At 65.3% G+C, this 25,648-nt stretch carries 18 protein-coding genes; 10 read left to right on the top strand and 8 right to left on the bottom strand.

What is annotated here, in order from left to right; all coding sequences use genetic code 11:
- The first annotated feature begins 130 nt into the window (after positions 1 to 130).
- The 8 genes from THI_RS03620 to THI_RS03585 all read left to right on the top strand — a co-directional run bounded on the left by THI_RS03620 (position 131) and on the right by THI_RS03585 (position 13,065).
- A complete protein-coding gene (locus tag THI_RS03620) occupies positions 131 to 724 on the top strand; it encodes a cob(I)yrinic acid a,c-diamide adenosyltransferase (protein WP_013104870.1) in 594 nt (197 codons plus the stop codon).
- 122 nt (positions 725 to 846) lie between these two features.
- Positions 847 to 2,151, top strand: a complete 1,305-nt coding sequence (locus THI_RS03615) for an efflux RND transporter periplasmic adaptor subunit (RefSeq protein WP_013104869.1) — start codon at positions 847 to 849, stop codon at positions 2,149 to 2,151.
- A 2-nt stretch (positions 2,152 to 2,153) separates the two neighbouring features.
- Positions 2,154 to 5,465: an MdtB/MuxB family multidrug efflux RND transporter permease subunit gene (locus tag THI_RS03610; RefSeq protein WP_013104868.1), complete on the top strand. Its 3,312-nt coding sequence runs from the start codon at positions 2,154 to 2,156 to the stop codon at positions 5,463 to 5,465.
- Positions 5,462 to 8,566, top strand: coding sequence for an efflux RND transporter permease subunit (locus tag THI_RS03605; protein WP_013104867.1), 3,105 nt, complete (start codon positions 5,462 to 5,464; stop codon positions 8,564 to 8,566). Before THI_RS03610 ends, THI_RS03605 begins: the two co-directional genes overlap by 4 nt.
- 5 nt (positions 8,567 to 8,571) lie before the next feature.
- Entirely contained in the window at positions 8,572 to 10,017 is a 1,446-nt protein-coding gene (locus THI_RS03600; RefSeq protein ID WP_013104866.1) for an efflux transporter outer membrane subunit, read from the top strand.
- 48 nt (positions 10,018 to 10,065) lie between these two features.
- Positions 10,066 to 11,874, top strand: coding sequence for a cation:proton antiporter domain-containing protein (locus tag THI_RS03595; RefSeq protein WP_013104865.1), 1,809 nt, complete (start codon positions 10,066 to 10,068; stop codon positions 11,872 to 11,874).
- A gap of 93 nt (positions 11,875 to 11,967) precedes the next feature.
- Positions 11,968 to 12,732 (top strand): SDR family oxidoreductase, encoded by a 765-nt coding sequence (locus THI_RS03590; protein ID WP_013104864.1) that lies wholly within the window; start codon positions 11,968 to 11,970, stop codon positions 12,730 to 12,732.
- A gap of 24 nt (positions 12,733 to 12,756) precedes the next feature.
- Positions 12,757 to 13,065: an antibiotic biosynthesis monooxygenase family protein gene (locus THI_RS03585; RefSeq protein ID WP_013104863.1), complete on the top strand. Its 309-nt coding sequence runs from the start codon at positions 12,757 to 12,759 to the stop codon at positions 13,063 to 13,065.
- Positions 13,066 to 13,107: 42 nt separating this feature from the next.
- On the opposite strand, the gene THI_RS03580 is transcribed toward THI_RS03585, so the two are convergent.
- Genes THI_RS03580 through THI_RS03570 form a run of 3 tightly spaced genes read right to left on the bottom strand, consistent with a single transcriptional unit; the run spans position 13,108 to position 18,015 of the window.
- The gene (locus THI_RS03580; RefSeq protein ID WP_013104862.1) at positions 13,108 to 13,785 is read right to left on the bottom strand and encodes a histidine phosphatase family protein; all 678 of its coding nucleotides are present in this window, start codon (positions 13,783 to 13,785) and stop codon (positions 13,108 to 13,110) included.
- A 47-nt stretch (positions 13,786 to 13,832) separates the two neighbouring features.
- Complete coding sequence (locus tag THI_RS03575) at positions 13,833 to 16,382, bottom strand: YbcC family protein (RefSeq protein WP_013104861.1); 2,550 nt, start codon at positions 16,380 to 16,382, stop codon at positions 13,833 to 13,835.
- A 1-nt stretch (position 16,383) separates the two neighbouring features.
- Positions 16,384 to 18,015 (bottom strand): NADH-quinone oxidoreductase subunit L, encoded by a 1,632-nt coding sequence (locus THI_RS03570; protein ID WP_013104860.1) that lies wholly within the window; start codon positions 18,013 to 18,015, stop codon positions 16,384 to 16,386.
- Positions 18,016 to 18,148: 133 nt separating this feature from the next.
- Here THI_RS03570 and THI_RS03565 point away from each other — a divergent pair, with 133 nt between their 5' ends.
- Entirely contained in the window at positions 18,149 to 19,081 is a 933-nt protein-coding gene (locus THI_RS03565) for a LysR family transcriptional regulator (protein WP_013104859.1), read from the top strand.
- Positions 19,082 to 19,088: 7 nt separating this feature from the next.
- On the opposite strand, the gene THI_RS03560 is transcribed toward THI_RS03565, so the two are convergent.
- The 5 genes from THI_RS03560 to THI_RS03540 all read right to left on the bottom strand — a co-directional run bounded on the left by THI_RS03560 (position 19,089) and on the right by THI_RS03540 (position 23,947).
- Positions 19,089 to 20,336, bottom strand: a complete 1,248-nt coding sequence (locus THI_RS03560; RefSeq protein ID WP_013104858.1) for a Y-family DNA polymerase — start codon at positions 20,334 to 20,336, stop codon at positions 19,089 to 19,091.
- 114 nt (positions 20,337 to 20,450) lie between these two features.
- On the bottom strand, positions 20,451 to 20,951 hold the full coding sequence (locus THI_RS18040; RefSeq protein ID WP_013104857.1) for a hypothetical protein: 501 nt from the start codon (positions 20,949 to 20,951) through the stop codon (positions 20,451 to 20,453).
- 171 nt (positions 20,952 to 21,122) lie between these two features.
- Positions 21,123 to 21,995 carry a DMT family transporter gene (locus THI_RS03550; RefSeq protein ID WP_013104856.1) on the bottom strand — a complete coding sequence of 291 codons (873 nt, stop codon included), beginning with the start codon at positions 21,993 to 21,995 and terminating at the stop codon, positions 21,123 to 21,125.
- Positions 21,996 to 22,034: 39 nt separating this feature from the next.
- Positions 22,035 to 22,496, bottom strand: coding sequence for a methylated-DNA--[protein]-cysteine S-methyltransferase (locus tag THI_RS03545; protein WP_013104855.1), 462 nt, complete (start codon positions 22,494 to 22,496; stop codon positions 22,035 to 22,037).
- Positions 22,493 to 23,947 carry an AlkA N-terminal domain-containing protein gene (locus THI_RS03540; RefSeq protein WP_013104854.1) on the bottom strand — a complete coding sequence of 485 codons (1,455 nt, stop codon included), beginning with the start codon at positions 23,945 to 23,947 and terminating at the stop codon, positions 22,493 to 22,495. Before THI_RS03540 ends, THI_RS03545 begins: the two co-directional genes overlap by 4 nt.
- A gap of 207 nt (positions 23,948 to 24,154) precedes the next feature.
- Here THI_RS03540 and THI_RS03535 point away from each other — a divergent pair, with 207 nt between their 5' ends.
- Positions 24,155 to 25,648, top strand: a complete 1,494-nt coding sequence (locus tag THI_RS03535; protein WP_013104853.1) for an FAD-linked oxidase C-terminal domain-containing protein — start codon at positions 24,155 to 24,157, stop codon at positions 25,646 to 25,648.

Here is a 25,648-nt window from a genome sequence, read left to right as displayed (position 1 = left end):
CCGAGGCGGGCGCCGCACGACGGCCCGCGGCCTGTGCGAGTTTGTGCGATTTCCCGGCGCCAGAAAATCGCCGGGAACTTCACTATGCTCTTTCGGATTTCGTCTATCCATCCGAAAAGGGCAAGTCTCCATGGGCCACCGCCTCACCGCCATATCCACCCGCACTGGCGACGCGGGCACCACCGGGCTGGGGGACGGCTCGCGCTGTCTGAAATCGGCCGCGCGCATTCAGGCGCTGGGCGAGGTCGATGAGCTGAACTCGCATCTCGGGCTGTTGCGCAGCATGGGGCTGCCGCCGGCCATCGACGCCTTGCTCTCGCAGGTGCAGCACGATCTGTTCGATCTCGGCGGCGAGCTTTCGGTGCCGGGGATGACCCTACTCAAACCCGAGCAGGTGGCCGCGCTCGATGACGCGCTGAAAGACTACAACGCCAAACTGCCGCCGCTGGCCGAGTTCATTTTGCCCGGAGGCACGCAAACGGCCTCGCAGGCGCATGTGTGCCGCACCGTGGCCCGCCGCGCCGAGCGGGCGGTGGTGGCGGTGTCCTGCGAAGTGGCGCAGGCCGGCGGGGAGCAGGCGCCCACGCTGCTGCGCGCCGAGCTGCTGCAGTACCTCAACCGCCTGTCCGATCTGCTGTTCGTGTTGGCGCGCACGCTCAACCGCGCGGGCGACGCCGCCAGCACCGAGGTGTATTGGAATCATCAGCGTCAGCCCAAGGCTTGACGCCCCAGCGGCAGACTCAAAGCGACATACTTCTTCACACTGCCTGCACACGACTTTCACCTCGCGCTGGCAGGATGTGAAGACTGCCAACCGATCTGTTTTTCCACCGTGACACCCCGCCCATGACTGCGAATTCCCCCTCCCCTGACCAACATCGCCGTCCCTTGACCGCCCGCCGCTGGCTTTGGGGCGGGCTGGGCGTGGCCCTGCTCGCCGCGGGCGGTCTGGCCCTGCTGGGCAGCGAGCACCCGGCGCAGGCGCAGATGCGCGGCCCGGGCGGAATGGAAAAAGGGCAAATGCCGCCGCAGCCGGTCACGGCATCCGTCGCCAAAACGCAGGACGTGCCGGTCTGGCTGACCGCGCTGGGCACGGTTACGCCGCGCAGCTATGTGAACGTGATGCCGCGGGTGGCCGGACTGCTGCAGAGCGTGGACTACAAGCAGGGGCAGACGGTCAAGGCCGGGCAGTTGCTCGCGCAGATCGACCCGCGGCCTTTCCGCATCGCGGTGGAGCAGGCGCAGGCGCAACTGGAGCAGACGCAGGCGCAGCTCGCCGGTGCGCAAAGCGATTTACTGCGCTATGAAACCCTGCTCAAGCAAGATTCGATTTCGGCGCAACAGGTCAGCGACCAGCGCGCCACCGTGGCCCAGATCAAAGCCACGCTCGACGCCAACAAGGCCGCGCTCGACAACGCCAAACTGCAACTGAGCTGGACGCGCATCACCGCCCCGGTCAGCGGCCTCACCGGCCTGCGCCCGGTGGACGCCGGCAATATGGTGACGACTTCGGGCGCCGTGGGCAGCAACACCAGCAGCAGCACCAATTCGGCCTCGCCGGTTGCCACCATCGCGCAGGTGCAGCCGGTGGACGTGACCTTCGCTCTGCCGCAGCAGCAGATTGGCGAGGTGGTGAGCCAGCTCATGGCGGGCAAGCAGTTGCAAACGCAGTCCTGGGATGCCCGCAACACCCAGTTGCTCGAAACCGGCAAGCTGGTCGCGGCCGACAACCAGATCAACAGCACGACGGGCACCCTCAATCTGCGCGCCGAGTTCGCCAACCCGAAGCTGACCCTGTTCCCCAACCAGTTCGTCAACGTGCGGCTGCTGGTGCGCACCATCCCTGACGCGATCGTGGTGCCCACCACCGCCGTGGCGGTTGGCGCGCCCGGCACTTATGTGTATGTCATCGGGCCGGACAACAAAGTGAACATGCGGGTGGTGAAAACCGGAGTGGCGTTTGACAACCTCACGCAGATCGTCAGCGGCCTGAAGCCGGGCGAGCGCGTCGTCACCGACGGCCTCGACCGCCTGCGCGACGGCCGCGAGGTGAAAGTGGTGCAGGCAATGGTGCAGTCCGCAGGCGGCGCCGGTAAGGAGCGTGCCCGGCCTGACGCCCACGCCAAGCCCGCCGCCAGCGGAGCACGCTGAGCATGAGTGCGCCACACGACGATAAAGCCTCCCCACCCCAGCCCTCCCCGCAAAGCGGAGAGGGAGCAAACCCCTCCCCTACGGATGGGGGAGGTTGGGAGGGGCATCCGAAGGAAACGCGCAGCGCCGACCTCTCCTCCCCCACTCGTGGGGGAGGTTGGGAGGGGGAGCCGCTCGAAGACCGGCCGAGCCCCTCACGGCTGTTCATCCTGCGCCCCATCGCCACCACGCTGCTGATGATTGCGGTGCTGGTGGCCGGGTTCGTGGGCTATAAGCTGCTGCCGCAAGCCGCGATGCCCGAAGTCGATTACCCCACCATCCAGGTCACCACGCTCTACCCCGGCGCCAGCCCGGACGTGATGGCCTCCTCGGTCACCGGCCCGCTGGAACAGCAGTTCGGGCAGATGCCGGGGTTGGCGCAGATGTGGTCGGTGAGTTCCGGCGGTGCGTCGGTCATCACCCTGCGCTTCGATCTGTCGCTGTCGCTTTCCGTAGCCGAGCAGGAAGTGCAGGCTGCGATCAACGGCGCGAGCAATCTGCTGCCTTCCGACCTGCCGCAGCCGCCCATCTACGCCAAGGTCAACCCGGCCGACGCCCCCGTTATCACCCTCGGCCTGACCTCGGCCACCCTGCCGCTCACCACCCTGTACGACCTGGCCGATACGCGCCTGAGCCAGAAGCTCTCGCAGGTATCGGGCGTGGGCTTGGTCACGCTCTCGGGCGGGCATAAACCCGCCATTCGCGTGACGGTCAACGGCCCGGCGCTGGCCGCGCTGGGGCTGACGCTCGACAGCATTCGCACCGCGATTGCCGGGGCGAACGTCAACAGCCCCAAAGGCAGCATCAGCGGCAGCCAGCAGTCGTTCAGCATCGACGCCAACGACCAGTTGCAGTCGCCGCAGCAATACCGCGACATGATCATCGCCTACTCCGGCGGCGCGCCGGTGCGGCTGGGCGACGTGGCCACCATCAGCACGGGCGCCGAAAACGCCTGGCAGGCCGCGCTGGTCAACGGCAAGCCCGGCATTGTGATCAACGTGCAGCGCCAGCCGGGGGCCAATGTCATCGCCGTGGTCGATGCGATTCACAAGCTGCTGCCCAGCCTGCAGACGCAGCTTCCCGCCGCCGCGCAGCTCTCGGTGTTGTCCGACCGCACCGTGACCATCCGCGCGGCCATTGCCGACGTGCAGTTCGAGCTGCTGCTGGCCGTGCTGCTGGTGGTGCTGGTGATCTTCGTGTTCCTGCGCAGCGTGCGCGCCACCTTCATTCCGGCCACCGCAGTGCCGCTGGCGCTGGTGGGCACTTTCGGCGCGATGTATCTGTTCGGCTTTTCCATCAACACCCTCACCCTCATGGCGCTGACCATCGCCACCGGCTTCGTGGTGGACGACGCCATTGTGATGATCGAAAACATCTCGCGCTATATCGAGGCCGGCGAGCGGCCGCTGACCGCCGCGCTCAAGGGCGCGGGGCAGATCGGCTTCACCATCATCACCCTCACCTTCTCGCTCATCGCCGTGCTCATTCCGCTGCTGTTCATGGGCGATGTGGTGGGGCGGCTGTTCCGCGAATTCGCCATCACCCTGGCGGTGGCCATTGTCATTTCGGCCATCGTGTCGCTGACCTTCACGCCCATGCTGTCGGCCCGCCTGCTGCGGCATACGCCGGAGGAAAAACAGAGTCAGTTGTTCCGTTCCACCGGCGCGTTTTTCGACCGACTTTCGGCCCGCTACACCCGCGCGCTGCGCTGGGTGCTGCGGCATCAGCCGCTGGTGCTGCTGTTCGCGGCGGGCACGCTGGTGCTCACGGTGGTGCTGTATGTGCTCATTCCCAAAGGCTTCTTTCCGGTGCAGGACACCGGCATGATCCAGGCCACCACCGTGGCGCCACAGGACGTGTCGTTCCAGTCGATGAACGCGCGCCAGCAGGCGCTGGTCGATGCGCTGCTCAAAGATCCGGCGGTGGAATCGGTGTCATCGGTGGTCGGCATCGACGGGGTGAACACCACCATGAACACCGGGCGGCTGCTCATCTACCTCAAGCCGCTGGAACAACGCCCGCGGGTGCAGGCCCTCATCAACCGGCTCGACGCGCGCGCCGCCAAGGTCGAAGGCATAGCAACCTATCTGCAGCCGGTGCAAGACCTGACCATCAACGACATCGCCAGCCGCTACCCCTATCAGTTCAGCCTGTCGGCCACCAGCGCCGCGCAGCTCTCTAGCGCCAACACCGCGCTGATGGACCGGCTCAAGGCGCTGCCGCAACTCTCCGGCGTGACCAGCGATCTGCAAGACCAGGGCTTGCAGGCTTATGTGGACGTGGACCGCAGCGCGGCCTCGCGCCTGGGCATCAGCATGAGCGCGGTCGACAGCGCGCTGTACAACGCCTTCGGCCAGCGGCTGGTGTCGACCATCTTCACCCAATCGGCGCAGTACCGCGTGGTGCTCGGCGTGGAAAAACAGCCCGACCAGGGCCTTGGCGCGTTCAACAGCGTGTATCTCACGGGAAGCAACGGGCAGGCGGTTCCGCTGTCCACCATCGCCACCATCGAGCCGCGTGCCACGCCGCTGGCCATCGACCATCTGGGCCAGTTTCCGGCGGCGCTCATTTCCTTCCAGCTCGCGTCCGGCGTGTCGCTGGGCGAAGCGGTCGACGCGATCAAGCAGGCGGCCAAGCAGGCTGCGCTGCCCGCCTCGGTGACCATCGCCTTCCAGGGCTCGGCCAGCGCCTTTCAGTCGGCGCTGTCCAACCAGCTCTGGCTGCTGCTCGCCGCTGTGGCCACCATGTATATCGTGCTGGGCGTGCTGTATGAGAGCTACATCCACCCGATCACCATTCTGTCCACCCTGCCCTCGGCCGGCATCGGCGCGCTGCTGGCGTTGATGGCCACCGGGCATGACCTCACGGTGATCGCCATCATCGGCATCATTCTGCTCATCGGCATCGTGCAGAAAAACGCCATTCTGATGGTGGACTTCGCGCTGGACGCGCAGCGCAACCAGGGCCTGCCGCCCGATGAGGCCATGCTGCAGGCGGCGCACCTGCGGCTGCGGCCCATTCTGATGACCACCTTTGCCGCGCTGTTCGGCGCGGTGCCGCTGGCGCTGGGCACAGGCATGGGCTCGGAGCTGCGCCAGCCGCTGGGCATCGCCATCGTCGGCGGCCTGCTGGTGTCGCAGGTGCTCACCCTGTTCACCACGCCGGTGATCTATCTGGCGTTCGACCGGCTCGCCACCCGCACGGCGGCCTGGCGTGCGCGCACCTTCGGATCGGCGCAACCGGCTGCTGCGCTGTCCGACGAGGACGCGCAGTGAACCCGTCCGCCCTGTTCATCCGCCGCCCCATCGCCACCAGCCTGCTGGCGCTTGCGGTGCTGCTGGCGGGGCTGATCGCCTTTCGGCTGCTGCCGGTGTCGCCGCTGCCGCAGGTGGATTTCCCCACCATCGTGGTCAACGCCAGCATGGCCGGGGCCAGCCCGGAGGTCATGGCTGCCACGGTGGCCACGCCGCTGGAGCGCAGCCTGGGCACGATTGCCGGCATTTCGCAGATGACCTCCAGCAGTTCGCTGGGTTCGACCCGCGTCATTCTGCAGTTCAGTCTGTCGAAAAACATCAACGACGCCGCACGCGAAGTGCAGGCGGCGATCAATGCGGCCATTCCGCTGTTGCCTTCCGGCCTGACCGGGCGGCCCACGTACAAAAAGATGAACCCGGCGGACGCGCCGATCATGATTCTGTCGCTCACCTCCAAGAGCCTGTCGCGCGGGCAGATGTTCGATGCCGGCTCCACCATTCTGGCGCAGAAAATTTCGCAGATCGCGGGCATCGGCTCGGTCACCGTGGGCGGCGCGGCGCTGCCTGCGGTGCGGGTGGAACTCGACCTGCCCCGCGTCAACGGCATGGGGCTGGGGCTGGAGCAGGTGCGCCAGGCTATCGCCAGCGCCAATGTGGATACGCCCAAGGGTGCCATCGACAGTGCCACGCATCGCTGGCAGGTGGGCGCGAATGACCAGCTCTCCACCCCGCAGCAGTACCAGCACATCGTGGTGGGCTACCGCAACGGCGCGCCGATCCGCCTCGACCAGATTGCGCAGGTGTATGAAGGTCTGCAGAACGACCGCAATATGGGCCTGGCCAACGGCCAGCCCTCGGTGCAGCTCATCATTTACCGCCAGCCGGGGGCGAACATCATCGATGCGGTCGAAGGGGTGAAGGCGGCGCTGCCGCAGCTCAAAGCCTCGATCCCGGCGGCCATCAACATCACCCTCATGTCCGACCGCACCACCACCATCCGGGCGTCGCTGGACGAGGTGGAAAAAACCCTCATCCTCGCGGTGCTGCTGGTGATTGCCGTGGTCTGGCTGTTCCTGCGCGACTGGCGCGCCACGCTCATTCCCGCTATTGCCGTGCCGCTGTCGCTGGTGGGCACTTTCGCCGCCATGTGGCTGCTCGACTATTCGCTCGACAACCTCTCGCTGATGGCGCTGATCGTGGCCACCGGCTTTGTGGTGGACGACGCCATCGTGGTGCTCGAAAACATCATGCGCCATGTGGAGGAAGGCTTGTCGCCGCTGGCCGCCGCCTTCAAGGGCGCGCGAGAAGTGGGCTTCACCGTGCTGTCGATGAGCATTTCGCTGGTGGCGGTGTTCATCCCGGTGCTGTTCATGGGCGGCATTGTCGGGCGGCTGTTTCACGAGTTCGCCGTCACGCTGTCGGTGGCCATCGGCATCTCGTTGCTGGTGTCGCTCACCGTCACGCCCATGCTGGCCTCGCGCTGGCTGCGGCCGCAAGCGCGCCCGGCTCACGGCGCGCCCAAACCAAGCTCCTGGCTGGAGCGGGGCTGGAATCATGTCCATCACGGCTACGCCCGCAGCCTGCGCCGGGCGCTGCTGCATCCGCTGCTGATGCTGGTGCTGTTTTTCTCCACCATCGGTTTGACGGTGTATCTGTTCAAGGTCGTGCCCAAAGGCTTCTTCCCCACGCAGGACACCGGGCTGCTGATCGGCTCGGTGCAGGCCGATCAGTCGATCTCGTTCCAGGACATGAGCAAAAAGTTGCAGCAGATCGTTGCCATCGTGCGCAAGAACCCGGGTATGGAAAACGTGGTGGCGTTCACCGGCGGCGGCACGACCAACAGCGCTTTCATGTTCATGCAGCTCAAGCCGATCGATCAGCGCAAAGGCGTGCAGAGCATCATCGTCGAGCTGCGCCGGGCGTTGTCGCGCGTGCCCGGGACGCAGACCTTCATGTTCCCGGTGCAAGACATCCGCGCCGGCGGGCGGCCTTCGGCGGCACTGTATGAATACACCCTGCAGGCCTCCGACCTGAACACCCTGCGCGAATGGGAGCCGAAGGTGCTGGCCGCGTTCAAGCGCATTCCGGGCCTGAACGACGTCAACAGCGACCAGCAGGCCAACGGCTTGCAGCTCTCTCTGGTGATCGACCGCGCGGCCGCGGCGCGCTATGGCATTGCCGTGTCCACCATCGATCAGACCCTCAACGACGCCTTCGGCCAGCGCCTGGTGTCCACCATCTACAAGCCGCTCAACCAGTACCGCGTGGTGATGGAAGCCGCGCAGCAATATCAGAACAACGCCCAGGCACTGAACGATGTTTTTCTGGTGGGCAGCAACGGCCAGCGCGTACCGCTCTCGGCGCTGGCGCATCAGGAACTGACCAACACCCCGCTGGCGGTCAACCATCAGGGGCTGTTCGTCTCGTCCACCATTTCGTTCAATCTCGACAAGGGCGTGTCGCTCGGCAGCATCCAGACCAAAATCGACGACGCCACCGCCGCCATCGGCCTGCCGTCCGAGATTCACGGCGGTTTCCAGGGCACGGCGCAACTGTTCTCGGACACGCTGAAAAACGAGCCGCTGTTCATCATGGCCGCGATCTTCGCCATCTACATCGTGCTGGGCATGTTGTATGAAAGCACCCTGCACCCGCTCACCATTCTGTCCACCCTGCCCCCGGCTGGCCTAGGCGCGCTGCTGGCCCTGCAGCTCACGCACACCGAGTTTTCCATCATCGCGCTCATCGGCGTGTTCCTGCTGATCGGCATCGTGAAAAAAAACGCCATCCTCATGGTCGATTTCGCCCTCACCGCAGAACGCGAACATGGCGCCAGCCCGCGCGACGCCATCTATCAGGCCGCCACCCTGCGGCTGCGCCCCATCCTCATGACCACGCTGGCCGCGCTGGGCACGGCTTTGCCGCTGGCCTTCATCACCGGCAACGGCGCCGAGTTGCGCCAGCCGCTGGGCATCTCCATCGCCGGGGGACTGATCGTCAGCCAGGCGCTCACCCTCTACACCACCCCGGTGATCTACCTCGAACTCGACCGCCTGCGCCGCTGGACGCTGCGCAAATTCGGCCGCACCGACCGCCCGGCGGCTCTCGATTCCACGGCCTGAACCTCATGAAAACCATCGTCCCACCCCGCCTGTCGCTCGCCGTCCCCTTGGTCTTGACGCTGGCTGCCTGCGCCGCCACGCCGCCTGAAGCCCCGGTGAAAATCGCCCTGCCCGCAGGCTACGCCCAAGCTCAGAGTGACTGGGAACCCGCGCAGGCGATGGCCGCGGCGCCACGCGGCGCGTGGTGGAGCGTGTTCGACGACCCAGTGCTCGCCGGCCTTGAAACCCAGGTGGCGCAGCACAACCAGAGCCTCGCCGCCCAGCTCGCCGCTTACGATCAGGCGCAAGCTGCGGTGGCACAAGCCCAGGCCGCCTACTACCCTGCAGTCACTGCCGGGGCTTCGGCCAACCGCGCCAGAACAGCAGGCAACGGCGCCGTGGGCAACAGCCTGAGCGCCTCGCTCGGCGCCAGCTGGGAGCCCGACCTGTGGGGCAAAGTGCGGCTGCAGGTGCAAGCCGGGCAGGCCACCGCTGCCGCCAGCGCCGCCACCCTGGCCAACACCCAGCTCAGCCTGCAATCGACTCTGGCTACCAGCTATTTGCAACTACGCACCGTGGACGCGCAGATCGTGCTGGCCCAAAACACCGTGGCCGCCTACCAGCGCGCTCTGCAGATCACCGACAACCGCTACAAGGCCGGGGTGGGCACCGCCGCCGACGTGGCCTCGGCGCGCACCCAGTTGTTGCAGGCGCAGACCAGCCTGACCGATCTGGGCGTGACCCGCGTGCAGTTGCAGAACGCCATCGCTGTGCTGGTGGGCAAGCCCCCGGCGGAGTTCTCCCTGTCGGCCAGCGACACCCTGCCCGAAGTGCCTGTAATTCCTGCGGGCATCCCCGCGCAGTTGCTGCAGCGCCGCCCCGATCTGGCCGCGGCCCAAGCCCAGGTGCAAGCGGCCAACGCGCAGATCGGCGTGGCGCAGACCGCCTGGTTCCCCAACCTCACACTCTCCGCTCAAGGCGGCAGCCAGGCCGCGCGTATTGCCGAGCTGTTTTCCGCGCCCTCGCTGTTCTGGTCTATCGGCCCGCAACTCGCGGCCACATTGTTCGACGGCGGACTGCGCCGTGCACAGGTGCAAAGCAGTCAGGCGGCCTACCGCCAGACGGTGGCCAACTACCGCCAGAGCGTGCTGACCGCGCTGCAACAGGTGGAAGACAACCTCGCCGCACAGCGCATCCCGGCACAAGAGGCGCAGCAACAGGCCGAGGTGGTGCAGGCCGCCGAGGTCTCGCTGCGTCTGGCCGAAAACCAGTACAAGGCGGGCACCGCGCCCTACCTCAACGTGATCACCGCGCAGACCACAGCCACCAGCGCGCGCAATGCGCAGCTCACCCTGCTGAACCGCCGCTACGCCGCCAGCGTGGCCCTGATTCAAGCGCTGGGCGGCGGCTGGGGCGTGGGCGACACGTCGGCCATCGGCCCATTGCCAGCGGCTTCGGCCGGAGCGCGATAGGCGCACCGGACGGCAGCGCCAGACGGCGGCTGTTCGTACCATCGCCCCATGTCCGCCACCGCCCTGCTCACCCTGCTGGCCGCCAGCGTCCTGCTGGTTCCACTGTTCAAACGCTTCGGCCTGGGCTCAGTGCTCGGCTATCTCGTGGCGGGCATCGCCGTCGGGCCTTACGGTCTGGGCGTGGTGAGCCGACCGGAGTCGGTCTTGCACACTGCCGAGCTGGGCGTCACGCTGCTGATGTTCCTCATCGGTCTGGAGCTGCAGCCCAGCCGCCTGTGGGCGCTGCGGCGACAGGTGTTCGGCCTGGGCGCGCTGCAAATGGCCGGAGTGGCGCTGCCGGTTGCCGCCATCGCCGCGGCGCTGGGCCTGGGGTGGACGGGCGCCGCGCTGGTGGGCGTGGCGCTGGCGATGTCGTCCACCGCCTACATCCTGCCGCTGCTGGCCGAGCGCCGGGAACTGACCACGCGCTTCGGCCGGGAGACCTTCGCCATCCTGCTGTTCCAGGACGTGAGCGTGATTCCCATTCTGGCGCTGCTCGCCCTCACCGGCGCCGGCGGGCAGGCGCCGGGTTGGCCCGCGCTGGCGGCTTTGCTCGTCGTGGCCCTGGCCGGGCGGCCGGTGCTAGCCACCATGTTCCGCTATGTGGCGCGGTTCGGTGGCGGCAACCGCGAACTGTTCGCCGCCGCCGCGTTGCTGGGCGCGGTGGGCATCGGCGTGGGGCTGAACAGCGTGGGTCTGTCAGCCTCGCTGGGTGCGTTTCTCGCCGGGGTGCTGCTGGCCGATTCGGAATTCCGCCATGAGTTAGAGGCGGCCATCGAGCCTTTCGAGAGTCTGCTACTCGGCCTGTTTTTCATCGCAGTGGGCATGGGCATTGCGCTGCCACTGGTGATGGCCGAGCCCTTGCAAGTGCTCGGCCTGGGGGCAGGCATTCTGCTGCTCAAGGCCCTCACGCTCTATGCGGGGAGACGGCTCATCGGCGGCGACGATGCGCTCAGCCGTCCGCTGGCCATTTTGCTGGCCTGCGGCGGCGAATTCGCCTTCGTGCTGTTCACCAGCGCGCGTAATGGCGGTCTGCTCGGCGGCCCCACCGCCGAGCTGCTGACCGTGGCGGTGGCCGTCTCCATGGCCCTGGCGCCGTTTCTACTCATCCTCAACGACCGGCTGATCCAGCCGTGGGCGCGCAGCCGTCAGGCGCCGCCCTTCAGCACTATCGACGAACCCGGCCAGCCCGTCGTCATCGCGGGCTACGGGCGCGTCGGCCAGATCGTCGGACGGCTGCTCAACGCGCAAGGCGTGGCGTTCACCGCGCTGGACGCCAGCGCCGAACAGGTGGATTTCGTGCGCCAGTTCGGCAACAAGATCTACTACGGCGACGCCACCCGCCTGTCGCTGCTGCGCGCCGCCCATGTGCAGGACGCCCGGCTGTTCGTCCTCGCCGTCGATGACGTCGAGGCCAGCCTGAAGATCGCCGAGCTGCTGCGCACCCACTTCCCCGACGTGCCGCTGCTGGCGCGGGCGCGCAACCGCACCCATCTCATGCGCCTGCGCGAGCTTGGCGTGAAAGACGTGCTGCGCGAAACCTGGGGCACCAGCGTGGAGCTGGGACGGCGGGCACTGCAGACCGTGCAGCCCGAGGTCGATGCCGACCGCGTGGTCGCGCTGTTCACCGCCCACGACCTGCGAGTGCTCGACCGTCAGCAGGCCGTGTTTCACGACAGGGCCGCGCTCATCGCCCTGTCGAAAAACGCCCGCGCCGAGCTGGAAGACATTCTCCAGGGCGACGCCCAGCTGCACCTGACCACGGCTGCGGAAGGCAGCACCGAAGCGCCCAAGACCGTGCCGGATGGGACTGCGTAGGACGACATCGGCCACCGGAGTTTCGCGGTTCGCGCGCCTGCACAAAACACGCCACGCGCGTACAGTCTCTGGCTTTGCCCAAGGAGAAAAAACATGTCCGTGAATCTCGCTCCTGCATCGCTTAAAGATCGCGTCGTTCTCATCACCGGCGCCTCATCCGGCTTCGGCGAAGCGACCGCCGAACTGTTCGCCCAGGCCGGCGCGCGCCTGGCCCTGAGCGCACGCCGCGGCGACCGGCTGGACGCTCTGGCCGCGCGCCTGCGCGCACTGGGCTGCGAGGTGCTGGTTCTTCCTGCTGACCTGGCCGAAGTCAAAGCCGCGCAGGCCATCGTGCAAGATACCGAAGCGCATTTCGGCCGCCTCGACATCCTGGTCAACAACGCCGGGGTCATGTACCTGGAGCCCATCGACAGTGCGGACATGACCCGCTGGCAGCACATGATCCAGCTGAACCTGCTCGCGCTCATGGCCAGTTGCCAGGCCGCCCTGCCCGGTATGCGCGCCAGGAAGGACGGGCACATTTTCAACATGGCCTCCACCGCCGGGCGGCAAGCCAACCCCAACGGCGGGGGCTATTCGGCCTCGAAATGGGGCGTGGTGGGTTTTAGCGAATCGCTGCGGCGCGAGGCCTACAAAGACAATATCCGCGTCACCGTGATCGAGCCTGGCGTGGCGCAGACCGAGCTGCGCGACCATATCGCCCACGCGCCCACGCAGACGGCGCTCAACAACTGGGCCGACAGCATGCGCCAGTTGCAAAGCGCAGACATCGCCCGCGCCATTGTGTTCTGTGCCGGCCAGCCCGCGCATGTGAACATCAATGAAATTTTGATGCGCCCCACCGATCAGGAACGTTGAACCCAACTCTGGAGACTTCCCAACATGATTCATGAACTCGCCGATATTCAGATCCGGCCCGGCAGTCAGGCCGAATTCGAAGCCGCCATCGTCCATGGCATGAACACCGTCATCGCGCATGCCAAGGGATTCGAAGGCTACGAGATCCGCAAAGGCATTGAAACGCCCGAACGCTACCTGCTGATGATTCGCTGGGCCACCCTGGAAGACCACACCGTGGGGTTTCGCCAGTCCGAGGCATTCTCGCAGTGGCGGGCGATTGTCGGCCCCTATTTCGCGCAGCCGCCGGTGGTCGAGCACTTCACGACCTTGCCCGAAGTGCAGAAACATTGAACGCCGAAGGAGCGCCTGTACGCGGCCCCGGCCGCAACACCCTCAGCCCTCCACAGTCGGACGCCACCATTTCGAGGTGCGTTCGGCAATCTCGCGCTCGGGATATGACTGGTAATGCGATACGTCGTTGAACAGCTTGAGGCGCGGGCGAACCTCGTTCATGAAATCGAGAATGGTCAGCGCCGCGGGGCTTTGATCGAGGCGCTCACGGTAGCCGCGCGCATCCAGGCCCAGCAGGCTGCTGACAAGCAGGCGATTGGTGCCTTTGTGCGAGACGACCAGCACGGTCTGATGCCGGTGCCGCTCGATGATCTCGCGCATGATCGGCAACGCCCGGTGGATGACGCTCAGTCCCGACTCGCCGCCTTCGGGCGCCACCAGTAGCGGGTCTTCCTCCCACAGGCTGTAGGCCTGCGGAAATCGGCAGGTGACTTCGTCCCGGGTCAGGCCTTCCCAGTTGCCGTAGTCGATCTCGCGCAGCGCATCAACGACTTGCACGGGCAGATTGTGCGGGCCTGCGATGATCCGGGCGGTTTCCAGGGTTCGCGCCATCGGGCTGGCATAGACCGCAGCGATGGACACGCTGGACAACCTGATTCCCAGGCTCGCAGCCTGCTCTCGGCCCTCGTTCGACAACGATATATCGTTCGATCCGGCAAAGCGGTCTTCCAGCGTCAGACCGGTCTCGCCATGACGGACGAGCAGAATTCTTGTGGGCATTGGGTTCTCCTGCGTGTCTCGTGAACACAGTGTGATGTCGGGCGCACTCAGGGGCGTAGTGCCGTCTGGAATGAACTCTGTGCCATCATCGCTTTTTCGCTTTCAAGGCTGACTGGTTGCCAGCAGCATCCGTCCTCCGTTACCAAACGCCGGATCACCTCTGCGCTCTCGTCAATGCGAAAAATGTGAAGCCATTTGTTGTCCACCAATTGGCGGATCATTTCATGGCGAGCAATGATGTTGTCGATCGCTTCAGCTGGCGCCTCCAGATAGACACTGAGCCGCAAAGGCTCATGCATCCAACGGCTACCGTCATGTAAAGACTGCAGGGGCAGGCCCACCCGCAGATCACCTCCATTGCCTTCCAGAACGCCGATGGCGCCACCCACCACGTTGTGAAGCACCTTGTTGCCGCTTCCGAAGCGTGAATTGTCGACAACCGAGCCGTAATACTGCATGTTGATCCAGTTGGCGACGACCATCGGGGCGGTCATGATGAGCTCGAGCACCTTGAAGTCGGCATCGTTTTTCCAAACATAGTCATGCAAGAAGGCGCGCCCGCCAAGGTCGGCGCCACGTGTACGGAACCTGGGGGCGGCAATGAAGGCGGCGTTATTGGCCAGCGCCCATTCAGGGCGCACTTGCGACCAATCCCGGCTGCGCGCCTGCACATGCTGGGCGACATCGCGATCTGTCATGGCATCGATGCCCATCGACGAAGCACGCTGCATGCGGGTCAAGTCGCCAGCCTGTTCGAGTGCGCGTTCAAGGTTGGCGAGATCAGGCGCCAGGTCATGCGGTACGGCATGCGCATCGAACACCTGCACGATGTCGGTCGTCGTGTCATGCAAGGCCGCCAGGAACCAGGTGTCTTCTGGAATGAGAATGCCACGGCGTGCCAGTTCCACCCGAACCTGCTTGTCGTTGAATAACGCCGCAACCACTTTCGCACTCGCCTCGCCTGTTTGTCCGGCACACGCGCCGCAGTCCAGACTCGTGGCATGCGGATTGTTCACAGAACTGCTGCCATGCCCAACGAGCAAGACAAGGCGCGCAAATGGCCCGGTCAGGCCCATGGCGCGCAAGATTCTTTCCGCGTTCTCAACCCGTTGGTCCTGCGGAATTCCTGTTGCGCCGTGATGCGAGCAGCACGCATCACTTGTCTTGGGCAACAAACTCGGCGAAAGAGCCAGCACCCTTTTCCGGCCGATGCCCTGCGTTTTAGGGTCAGGAACGGGTCGAGACCAGCCCATGCTGTCCGACAGAAGTTTGGGCGCGTAGGTCAGCCCGGCAGACTCCACAAAAGAAAAACAGGAGGACGCCGAAAATTTGAAACCCTTCCACACCTTCGCCCATTTCAACCGAGCTCGGCGCTGCTGACGCAGTTGATCCGTTTCGTCTCCACCCTGCTCCTGCAAACAATAGCTGGGGGTGAACAGAATCGGCACATGAGAGTGCCCGCAATCGGCGCCCAGCGGAACGACCTCAATGAAAATTCCGAAGAACCCGGCAAAGCCGATGGTCTGTATCGAGGGCGCCACGATTTCCAGCGAGCGGCGGAATATCTCTGAGCGGACATCAATACAAAAGGCAGCCTGCACAGCGGGGCGCGTCGGCAGCGGCTGCGGACGCTGCGCTTCTTTCAGCGCTGCGAGCACCGAGTTCTGAAACCCGATTTCCATGGCACTGAGCAAGATTCTGTCGACCTCCGCAGCCGCACGGCGTTTGGCCGATGGCGCACGCATGCTGGCTGCGAGCATCTCCCGCCAGCGGGCCTGAAGTGCAGCACTGCCCTTCTCCTGAAACAGCAAGACATCCCAGACCAGACGAATCGCCAGAAGATCGACGATCGAAGCATCGGACTGGCCTGAGAGTTCCGCTTGCCACTTCAGGTATCGCGTCCAGGCGGCCCATCCCCCCACGCTCAGCAAAGCGGCGTGAAGATAGCGCTCGGTGGCCTCTGCAGGAATGTCGAGCTTCTCGACGGCCCATGCAATCGCATCCCGTGGGGCATGCGGAACCTCGGCGATGGCAGCGCGCAGGCCACGCAACCCCATCAACGCCGGGCTCTGGTCAATGGTGGCGGTCTCCCGCCAGGCGGCAAACAACGATTGGTCACGATAGGGCATGGGAATGACGGCCTGGCCGATGTCGAAGTACGCGGCGCAGTGCATGCTGATGCGTTCAACGACAAATCGCGTCCACAGACCTCCCTCGACTTTGTCGAGCAGATCACTCACGGTCGCCATGCCCATGCGGGGCTGAGGGCGGTCTGTGGCCAGCGCTTCCTGCACGTCCTCCAGGCTGAGCGTGCTGCCGCAGAGTCTGATCGCTTGGCGAATGTCCTTGCTGCCGATCCGGCCTTGAGCCACCTGCTCCTGGAAATAGGTGCGCGGCATGTAGAGGCTCGTGCCCATGACACGAGCCAGTAGATCAGAGGCGCTCTGAAAGTCGTGATCACGCAGCCCAAAAAATGGATTGACGGCCACAAAATTCTTCAGCGGCCAGAGCGGCGCGATTCGGCCGCAGGCGGCGTCGATCTGAGGATCAATCGACAAGGTTGGCTCCATCAGCGTGGGCATGTCGGCGAGGTTCATCTCAAGCTCCTTGAAGTTGAATGTCATTGGTTTGGGGAACAGGCCACAACTTTTGCAGCAGACGGGTGACATAGACATCGACATACAGCCCGTTGTAGAGCTGCACGTACAGCCTGAAACGCGCCGGAGAAGCACTCGCCTGCAGGAATTGCTGCATCATCAACAGCGCGACGAACGTCACGCTCACGACGGGCACGAGCACGCTGTAAGCCGTGTGAGCAAGCCCCGACACCGGCAAAACACTGTTCAGCAGCAAGCGATCGAACAATGCGTGCAACACAAAGTAGGTCGTGCATAGAAGCGCGCTCATCCCCCCCGCCATGACCAAGGCAGGCACCAGCCCCAGCGCCGTGGCTGCCTGCAACACGAGTTGACTCATGGACACCGCCAGAATGACGCCCACAACAAGCAAGGTGTCCTGCCCGTGCCAATAGACCCCCAATAGCGAGCCGATACCGAGTGACGCGGTCACGCCAAGCGCGAAGGCGGCAATCAGCCGCACAAGATCAAAGCCTTTGGGGGACGCTTGCAGGGCGGGCGCCCGAAAGGCATCGACTGCACTGCCCGATGCCAGAAAAGCATGGGCTTTATAAAGCGAGTGTGCAACGAGATGCAGCATGGCGAGGCTATACAGCCCGAGGCCGCATTCGAGCAGCATGAATCCCATCTGTGCAGTGGTTGACCAGGCAAGAGAGACCTTGACGCTGGTTTGCGTCAACATCACCAGGGAAGCAAGCACCAGGGTGACCAGCCCGATGAGGGTCAGCGTGACGAGCGCCCCTGTGGAATGCGACAGGATGGGGCTCATGCGAATCACCAAAAAAGCTCCGGCATTCACGATGCCCGCATGGAGAAGCGCCGACACCGGTGTCGGTGCTTCCATGACCTGCAGCAGCCAGCCATGCAGAGGAAACTGCGCCGATTTCAATGCCGCGCTCAAAACAATGAGGTAACTCGCGATCTGCAGTTTCATCGGCATCTCGCCTCTGAACGCCGCCATCAGTTGAAACAGGCGCTCGAACTCCAGCGTGTGGAGTGTCGAGCCAATCAAAACGATAGCGAGCAGAAGGCTGGCATCACTGATGCGGCTGGCGACGAATTTTTTGTGTGCAGACAGCACGGCAATCGGCCGCTTTCTGTAAAACATCAAAAGCTGATGCAAGCTCAGGCTGGTGGCGATCCATGCCAAGGCGAACATCAAAAGATTGCCCGACACGATCAAGCTGAGAATGCTGGCCAGGGTCAAAGCGAGCCACTTATGAAACCGGCCCTGTTGCGCGTCGCCCGCAAGATAGTTTTTGGAATAACGCGATACGACCACGCCCACAAAGGAAACCAGCAGCAGCATCATGATCGTCAGCGCGTTCAGATAAATCGAGAGGGTCAGATGCCCCAGTTCCGCAGGGAGCGCAGCGGATGCCACGGTGAAAGTGTGCGTGGCGCCCTGCAGCGTGCCGAGCAATCCAGCAGTGATAGCCAGCACGAAGGCCAGCCAGGCCATGGCTTCATTCAACCGTGCAATCAATCGAGGCCGTGCGTTGGCCCACGCAGTCGGAACGCAGCCGACGACCAATAAGGCAAGGGGCACGCACAGGGCGAGCAGTGGACCGAGCGAATTCCATGAGGGCGACATGGCATATCTCCTAGAGGTTGTTCCGGCAGATCAGTGGTGCAGCGGAACTCAGTCTATGGAGTACCTGACAAAATTAATAATGAATAATTAGAATAAAAACCATAGATAAAAAGCTATACATAAAGGATCGGACATGATGCATGTCAGCTTGAGGCAGTTGCGCACCTTCGAGGCCGTCGCACGGCTGCGGAGCTTTTCGAGGGCCGCTGAAGAACTTCATGTGACACAACCCACGGTCTCGAAGCAGATTCGTTTGCTCAGCGATGAAATTGGTCTTGCCCTGCTGGAGCAAATCGGCAAGAAAGTCTTTCTCACCGAGGCCGGAGAGCACCTCTACGCCACCTGTGGCGACTGGCTGGAAACGTGGGGCCGGTTTGAGCAAACCATTGCCGACATGAAGGGGGTGAAAAAAGGTCGACTCCGAATCGCTTCGGTCACCACGACCAAATACTTCATGCCCCGCTTGCTCGGCCCCTTCTGCGCGCAATATCCCGGCATCGACATTGCGCTGGAAGTGATCAACCGAGATCGTCTGCTTGAGCGCCTTGCACGCAACCAAGACGACATTTACGTCATGGGCGTCCCGCCCGATGGGATGAACATCGAGTGCGAGCCTTTTCTCGAAAACTCGCTCGTCGTCTTGGCGCCCTCGTCACACCGGCTGACGACGTTGGGGCGTACCGTTCGTTTTGCCGAACTGGCACAAGAGCACTTTCTCGTTCGAGAGCGGGGCTCTGGAACGCGTTTGACGATGGAGCGACTCTTCGAAGAGCATGGCGTGCGCCCGAACATTCGCATGGAATTGGGGAGCAACGAGGCCATCAAACAAGCGGTGGCCGGCGGCCTTGGCCTTGCCATCCTCTCGGACAGTACGATCGGCGAGGATCATTTGAACCATCAGGTTTGCGTCCTCGACGTTGAAGGTTTTCCTATTCGACGCTCTTGGTACCTGGTCAGATCGAAAGAAAAGCGCGTCTCCGTGGTGGCCGCGACTTTTCTCGAATTTCTGAAATCCCATGTCAACCTGCTGGGCCATCCGGCGAAAGAGGTTCAGCAAGCGATCTGATCACGATTTACCCCTCCGTTTCGAGATCGGGGATGTGGTTGAACGCGATGCGCATGGGGGCTTCCTCCCGCCCCTGATGGCCGCTGCCGCAATAGATGGTGTGGCGGCCGTAGCGCACGTTGAGGGCATCGACCGCGCTCCACAGCGCGGCCTGCTCCGCAGCCGAGCCGGGCACATCGCCCTCAAACAGGCTGGCGCTGGTCTGCCCGGGCTGGCGCAGATCGTGCAGCAGCATGGCCACCTTCATCGGCGCCCAGCCCGCAGGAACCATGCCGGGCCACAACTCGCGCAGGGTGTGCAGCAGGGCGCGGGTGTCGGCCGTCGGCGCGAAGCGGGCGCCGCGCTCGGGACGCAGACGCTCGCCGTGCCGACGGGTGAGCTTGAGCATCACCGTCATGGCGCCGGCCAGCAGGTGCTCGCGGCGCAGGCGCATCGCGGCTTTCTGCGTGAGGCGGTCGAGCACGGCCAGCGCGCCCTCGGCGCTGCGCATCTCCGGCGGCAGCACATGCGAATGGCCGAGCGAACGCCGCGGATTGGCGGCCTGCACACCAGACGCTAGCCCGTGCAGCCGGTCGTAAAACGCCTCGCCCGCCATGCCGCCCCACACCACGCGAAGTTGCTCGCGCCGCGCCCGCCAGAGATGCTCCACGCTGTGGATGCCCTGCGCCTGCAGCCGCGCGAGCATGCGCACATTGATGCCGGTGAGATCGGTGAGCTGCATGCGCAGCAGCGGGCCGGGCAGGTCGGTGGAGTCGAGCACCACCAGACCATCGGGCTTTTGCAGATTGGACGCCTGCTTGGCGAGAAACACATTGGGGGCGATGCCCACCGAGACACGCAGGCACTCGCCCAAGGCCTCGCGCAGCGCGGTCTTGAGGCGCAGCGCCAGTTGCGTGGCGCGCTCGCGGCTGGTCCAGCCCATGGGCAGGCTGCAGGCCATTTCGTCGATGGACAGCGCCTGCTCCACCGGCGCGATGGTGTCCACCACCGCCACGGCGCGGTGGTGAATCTGCACATACTCGGCATGCCGCGCCACCACGAATACGATGCCCGGACACAGCCGGCGCGCCTCGGCCACCTGCGTGCCCGTCTTCACACCAAACGCCTTGGCCTCGTAGCTGGCAGCGATGCAGCAGGTGGTGTCGGCCAGCATCGGCACCACGCCCACCGGCCGCCCGCGCAACTCAGGGCAAAGCTGCTGCTCCACCGAGGCGAAGTAGGAATTGAAATCGACCAGCAGGCAACGCAGTGTCATGGCAGCCCGCGCCGCTTGCACGGCGCGCCGAAATACTGTTTTTACGCACAGTATTTCATGCTGTCATGACGCTGGCAAGTGGCCCGCTGCAAGTGGCCCTGCCGCGCGGGGGTTTTACGCCTGCCAGCGCTGCGCCGGATGCGCGGCCGGAGCCGCCGGGTGCTGCTGTGGCGGTTGCGCTTGCGGGATTTGCAGCGGCGTCAACAGCACCATCGTGGGCAGCACCGGCGGCATCAACCACGGCGACTGCGGCAACAGCACACGCAGGGTGGACATCGGCCCGAACACCGCATTCATCTGCGCATTCATCTGCGCGTCCACCCGCTCGATCAGCCGCTGCATCGGCCCAAACTGCGTGTGCATCTGCCGCAGCGCCCAGGCAGGGGCGGCCGCACCCGAGCTTTGCTCGATCACCACCCGCGCATGGCCCTGCGGGCTTTGCCAAGTCCAGGTCTTGACCTGCACCGGGCCTGCGGCCGTGTGCATGACCTCCACCGTCTGGTGCATGGGCATGTCATGCCCGTCGTAACGCACCGCAAGCGGCTGCGCCGCCAAGGCCAGCGCGGGCAGGGTCATCGCCAGCGCTGCGACCAAGATTTTGGATTGAATCTTCATGATCGAACTCCTTTCTCAAACTGAACCCAACGCCGCAGCGCATGGATATCGCCGCGGCGATTTTTTCGTTCTTTTCCAGCGATCGGAGTTCCTGAAGCGAAGCTGAAGGTCGCCCGCACAGGCCGTCGTTCAAAGCGCCTGCACGGCCTCAAACCGCCGGGGATGGACGGCCTACGCCCGCAGGCCCACCAGCCGCTTCCACTGTCCGCTCGCCAGCGCGGTGCCCGCCAGGATGATCGCGCAGCCCGCCAGCATGGCGCTGGTGACGGCTTCCTGCAGAAACAGCGCGCCCCAGAGCATGCCGAACACCGGAATGAGAAAAGTGACCGAGGCAGCGTAGGCCGCGCCGACCTGCGCCACGAGGCGGAAATACAGCACATAAGCCAGCCCGGTGCACAGCACGCCCAGCGCCACCACGGCGGCCCAGATGTCGCCCTGCACCGCGTGCGCGGGCCAGGTCAAGGCCGCAGGTAGCGCCAGCAGCACCGTGGCCGTGAGCTGGCTGCCGAACGCGGTGAGCGCCGGATCGACCCCGGCCAGATGGCGGCGGGCGTAATGCACGGCAAAGCCATAGGACACAGGCGCCAGCAACACCGCAGCCACCGCCCAGGGCGCAGCGCCCTGCGAGAGGCCGGGCTGATCGCCCACCAGCACGACCACGCCGAGCAGGCCGACGCCCAGTCCCACGATCTGCGCCCGGCCGATCGGCGCGCCGAACAGCGTCGCCCCCAGCACCGCCGCCCACAGCGGGGTGGTGGCATTCAGTATGGCCTCGAAGCCCGCGCCCAAGTGCAGCGCGCCCACGGCGAACAAGGTGAACGGCAACGCGGAGTTGGTCACCCCGACGACCAGCAGCGGCCAGAGTTTGTGGCGAAACTGGGCGCGCGCCGCGGCGGTTCGCAGCACCGGCAGCAGCACCAACGAGGCAATGCCCACGCGCAGCGCGATGAGCGGCAGCGGCCCGAACTCGGGCACGGCGATGCGCAGAAAGAGAAAAGAAGCGCCCCAGATGGCGGCGAGCACAAACAGTTCGATGAAAGGCATGGGTGTGATACGGATGATGCGCAGCGCTGGTCGTCATGCTCAGGCGGCGCGTTCGAGATCGAGCAGCGCCTGCTTGCGCGGCAGGCCGGCAGCGTAGCCGGTCAAGCGGCCGTCATGGCCGATGATGCGGTGGCAGGGCACGATGATGAGCAGCGGGTTGCGCCCCACTGCCGCACCCACGGCGCGCGCATGGCTGGCGGGCAGGCCCAGCCGCTGCGCGAGCAGCGCATAGCTGATCGTCTGTCCGTAGGGTACGGTCTGCAGCGCCCGCCAGACCGTCTGCTGGAACGGCGTGCCCTGGGGCCGCAAGGGCAGATCGAAGGTGATGGCGTCGCCGCTGAAATAGGCTTGAAGTTGCTCGCGGGCGCGCTGCAGCAAAGGTGTGTCGTCGGCGGTTGGGGGCTTTGCGTCGTCGAGAAAACTCAGGGCAGTGAGCCCGTCTTCCTCGGCGGTGAGTTGCAACGCGCCCAGCGGGCTGTCCATGACCAAGACGGCTTTCACGGTGTTTCTCCTTCAGTCGCGCGGCGCCACAGATGCACCGCGGCATAGCCCCGCCACGGCGCCCAGCGCGCGGCATGGGCCAGCATGTCGGCCGGACGGGCCAGGCCGAGTTGTTTGCGCAACACCAGATCGCCGGCGGGAAAGGCATTCGGCCAGCCCAGACCGCGCAGCGCAATCACCTGCGCCGTCCAGTCGCCGATGCCGGGCAGGGCCTGCAGCGCCGCAAGCGTGGGCTCGACCGGGGCGAGCGGCTGCAGCGCCACGCGTCCCTCGGCCACGGCCAGCGCCAGCGCGTGCAGGCTGAGGGCGCGGGCGCCGGTCAGGCCGCAGGCGCGCAGCGCCTCGGGGGTGCAGGCGGCGAGCGTGGCCGCGTCGGGCAAGGTGCGGCGCAGACCGTCGGGCGCATCGGGCACGGAGGTGCCGTGACGCTGCGCCAAGCGGCCAAGAATGACGCGCGCCTGCGGCAGGCCGATCTGCTGGCCGACCACGGCGCGCATGGCGATCTCGAACCCGTCGAAGGCGCCGGGAATGCGCAGGCCGGGCGCCTCGGCGGCAAACTCGGGCAGATGGGCGTCGATCAGATCGGGGCGGGCATCGAGGTCGAACAAGCGCCGCACACCGCCCACGATGCGGCCGATGTGCCGCGCCAGCCGCGGCGGCAGGGTGAGGCGCAGGCTGTGGCGCTCAGGGTCATGGTTCACCGCGATCCAGCCGGTGACCGGCGGCGCACCCGGCTCGGCGGCGAACGCCACCGCGCGGCCGTAGCGATCGGCGGTGACGCGCTCCACACCGTCCACCGCGCGACGCGCGAGAAAATCGACCATCTGCCTCCAGGCGTAGGGGGGCCGGTAGGCGAGCGACACGGTGAGCCGGTCTTCCTGCCCGCAGGCCCCGCCCGTGCGCCGCAAGCCCAGCGGCGTCAACCCATAGCGGGTGCGAAACAGATGGTTGAACCGCCGCACGCTGCCAAAGCCTGCCGCGTCGGCCACCGCCGCCATCGGCAGCGTTGTGTCCGTGAGCAGGCCCTTGGCCAGCAGCAGCCGCTGCGTCTGCGCATACGCCACGGGCGAGACGCCGAACTCCGCCTCGAAGATGCGCCGCAAATGTCGCGGCGTGATGCCCACGCGCCGGGCCACGGCGCTCAATCCGGCGGGATCGGTCAGCCCCTGGTCGATCAGCGCAGCGGCAGCGCGGGCCAACTGGCCCGAGAGGTCGAGCACGCCGTGCCCCGGCGCCAGTTCGGGACGGCAACGCAGACAAGGCCGATAGCCCGCCTGCTCGGCCGCCGCCGCGCTGGGATAGAAGCTGCAGTTGCGCTTGAGCGGCGTGCGCACCGCACACACCGGCCGACAATACACCCCGGTGGACGACACGCCGACGTAAAACCAGCCGTCGAAGCGGCGGTCGCGGGTGAGCAGCGCGCTGTAGCAGGTGTCGGGATCGAGTTGCATGCCCTCACTCTAGTCGCGCAGCGCAACGAAGTCTGGCCGAAAACGGACATCAGTCTGCCTCGCCACTGTACGCCGCGCCCTAACTTTTGCGCAACACAGCTTTGCCTTCGACAAATCGCAAAAAGCCGGGTTACTCCTGCCCCGCTGCAGCGCAGCAAACGGGATAATCTGCCAGTAATACCAATATATTTTTCCGGAAGACTCGCTATGAATGCCCCCCTCCAACCTGACTTGGCCGCGCGCGCGGCGCGGCAGGCCGAAGTGGTCGCCGCGCTTGGTGCGGTGGCGCCGCCGCACATCCTGCTCTGGCAGCCGGAGGAGGTCACGCCCTACGAGTGCGACGGCCTTTCGGCCTATCGGCGCAAACCGCTGGTCGTCGTGCTGCCGGAAACCGAAGCGCAGGTGGCGGCGGTGCTCAAGGCCTGCCACAAGCTGAACGTGCCGGTGGTGGCGCGGGGCGCGGGAACCGGCCTTTCGGGCGGGGCGCTGCCCAATGAAGACGGGGTGCTGTTGGCGCTGGCGCGGTTCAACCGCATCAAGCGCATCGACCCCATCGCCCGCACCGCCACGGTGGAATGCGGGGTGCGCAACCTGGCGATTTCGGAGGCCGCGGCGCCGCACGGCCTGTTCTACGCGCCCGACCCGAGCAGCCAGATCGCCTGCACCATCGGCGGCAACATCGCCGAAAACTCTGGCGGCGTGCATTGCCTCAAATACGGCCTCACCGTGCACAACGTGCTGCAGGTGCGCGGTTACACGGTGGAGGGCGAGCCGCTGACCATCGGCGGGCTGGCCTGCGACTGTCCCGGCCCCGATCTGCTGGCGGCCGTGATCGGCAGCGAAGGCATGCTCATGGTCGTCACCGAAGTGACGGTGAAGCTGCTGCCCAAACCCGTTCTGGCGCGCTGTATCATGGCCAGCTTCGACGACCTGCGCAAGGCGGGCGACGCGGTGGCGGCCATCATCGCCGCGGGCATCATTCCGGCTGGGCTGGAAATGATGGATCAGCCCATGACGGTGGCCGCAGAGGCCTTCGTGCACGCGGGCTACGACCTGGAAGCCAAGGCCATACTGCTGTGCGAGAGCGACGGCACGCCCGAAGAGGTCGAAGAAGAAATCGGCCGCATGACCGAAGTGCTGTCTCGCTGCGGGGCAACTAAGCTCAAGTGCAGCGAAAGCGAGGCCGAGCGTCTGCGCTTCTGGAGCGGGCGCAAAAACGCCTTTCCCGCCACCGGCCGCATCTCGCCCGACTATTACTGCATGGACGGCACCATTCCGCGCAAGCGCGTGGCCGACATGCTCGAAGCCATTCAGGGCATGGAGAGCAAGTACGGGCTGCGCTGCGTCAACGTGTTCCATGCGGGCGACGGCAATCTGCACCCACTCATTCTGTTCGATGCCAACCAGCCCGGCGAGCTGCACCGCGCCGAAGAATTTGGCGCCGAGATTCTGGAGACCAGCGTGGCCATGGGTGGCACGGTCACGGGGGAGCACGGCGTGGGTTTCGAGAAGATCAACGCCATGTGCGTGCAGTTCAGCCCTGAAGAGCGCGAGCAGTTTTTCGCCTTCCGCCGCGCCTTCGATCCGGGTGAAACGCTCAATCCCGGCAAGCAGATTCCCACCCACGCCCGCTGCGCCGAGTACGGCAAGATGCATGTGCGCGGCGGCCTGCTGCCGTTTCCCAACCTTCCCCGGTTTTAA

The sequence above is a fragment of the Thiomonas arsenitoxydans genome (assembly GCF_000253115.1).
GTDB classification, from domain to species: Bacteria; Pseudomonadota; Gammaproteobacteria; order Burkholderiales; family Burkholderiaceae_C; genus Thiomonas; species Thiomonas arsenitoxydans.
Note: the sequence above shows the minus strand (reverse complement) of the source record. Positions and strands in the feature narration are given on the sequence as shown.

Coding starts and splice junctions, on each gene's coding strand:
- THI_RS03620 (WP_013104870.1), top strand. CDS start 131: ATGGGCCACCGCCTCACCGCCATATCCACCCGCACTGGCGACGCGGGC.
- THI_RS03615 (WP_013104869.1), top strand. CDS start 847: ATGACTGCGAATTCCCCCTCCCCTGACCAACATCGCCGTCCCTTGACC.
- THI_RS03610 (WP_013104868.1), top strand. CDS start 2,154: ATGAGTGCGCCACACGACGATAAAGCCTCCCCACCCCAGCCCTCCCCG.
- THI_RS03600 (WP_013104866.1), top strand. CDS start 8,572: ATGAAAACCATCGTCCCACCCCGCCTGTCGCTCGCCGTCCCCTTGGTC.
- THI_RS03595 (WP_013104865.1), top strand. CDS start 10,066: ATGTCCGCCACCGCCCTGCTCACCCTGCTGGCCGCCAGCGTCCTGCTG.
- THI_RS03590 (WP_013104864.1), top strand. CDS start 11,968: ATGTCCGTGAATCTCGCTCCTGCATCGCTTAAAGATCGCGTCGTTCTC.
- THI_RS03585 (WP_013104863.1), top strand. CDS start 12,757: ATGATTCATGAACTCGCCGATATTCAGATCCGGCCCGGCAGTCAGGCC.
- THI_RS03580 (WP_013104862.1), bottom strand. CDS start 13,785: ATGCCCACAAGAATTCTGCTCGTCCGTCATGGCGAGACCGGTCTGACG.
- THI_RS03575 (WP_013104861.1), bottom strand. CDS start 16,382: ATGAACCTCGCCGACATGCCCACGCTGATGGAGCCAACCTTGTCGATT.
- THI_RS03570 (WP_013104860.1), bottom strand. CDS start 18,015: ATGTCGCCCTCATGGAATTCGCTCGGTCCACTGCTCGCCCTGTGCGTG.
- THI_RS03565 (WP_013104859.1), top strand. CDS start 18,149: ATGATGCATGTCAGCTTGAGGCAGTTGCGCACCTTCGAGGCCGTCGCA.
- THI_RS03560 (WP_013104858.1), bottom strand. CDS start 20,336: ATGACACTGCGTTGCCTGCTGGTCGATTTCAATTCCTACTTCGCCTCG.
- THI_RS18040 (WP_013104857.1), bottom strand. CDS start 20,951: ATGAAGATTCAATCCAAAATCTTGGTCGCAGCGCTGGCGATGACCCTG.
- THI_RS03550 (WP_013104856.1), bottom strand. CDS start 21,995: ATGCCTTTCATCGAACTGTTTGTGCTCGCCGCCATCTGGGGCGCTTCT.
- THI_RS03540 (WP_013104854.1), bottom strand. CDS start 23,947: ATGCAACTCGATCCCGACACCTGCTACAGCGCGCTGCTCACCCGCGAC.
- THI_RS03535 (WP_013104853.1), top strand. CDS start 24,155: ATGAATGCCCCCCTCCAACCTGACTTGGCCGCGCGCGCGGCGCGGCAG.